This window comes from Undibacterium sp. Di26W, from assembly GCF_049340265.1.
Classification (GTDB): Bacteria; Pseudomonadota; Gammaproteobacteria; order Burkholderiales; family Burkholderiaceae_D; genus Undibacterium.
In genome coordinates this window covers 1-552 of sequence record NZ_JBMPOR010000073.1, presented here as the reverse complement: position 1 = coordinate 552, position 552 = coordinate 1, and the positions used below count along the sequence as shown (strand labels likewise).

The 552-nt window shown below is 52.2% G+C and carries 1 pseudogene; it reads left to right on the top strand.

What is annotated here, in order from left to right:
* Nucleotides 1-169: 169 nt before the first annotated feature.
* Nucleotides 170-552 (top strand): annotated as a pseudogene (locus ACO0LM_RS28690) (MotA/TolQ/ExbB proton channel family protein); the annotation flags it as partial.

Sequence of the window (552 nt, the reverse complement as noted above, 5' to 3'; positions counted from 1 at the left end):
AATATTCATTCAGCCGATTCTTTGCAAAATGAAATTGTTCCTCTTGCTTTTCTCCGTGTCTCTGTGGTGAAGTAGTTTGGTCTTAAAGTTTTAAATTAAACAAACCAAGTCGTACATAAAAACAGCAGTAAGCACTACCAACCTTATTTTGTTAAAAGGAAGCACCTCAATGAAAACCCGTTTCTCCGCATTCCTGGCTGCCACCCTCCTGGCCCTGACAGCCGCTGTTGCCGTCGCACCTGTATCCGCACAGGAATCCGCCTCCGCTGCTGCTTCTGCACCAGCTGCCGCCCCTGCCGCTGACGCCGCTGCTGCGCCAGCACCTGCAGCGGATGCTGCCCCTGCCCCTGCTGCAGCCCCAGCCAAAGAAATGGTTGACAATCCATACGGTCTCGACGCACTCTGGAAAACAGGTGACTTCGTGGCCAAAGGCACACTGATCATCATGGTCATCATGTCCATGGGCAGCTGGTACATCCTCATCACCAAAATCATCGACCAGGTCAAACTGTCTGGCCAGGCAACTGAAGCCCGCGCCAAATTCTGGAAAGC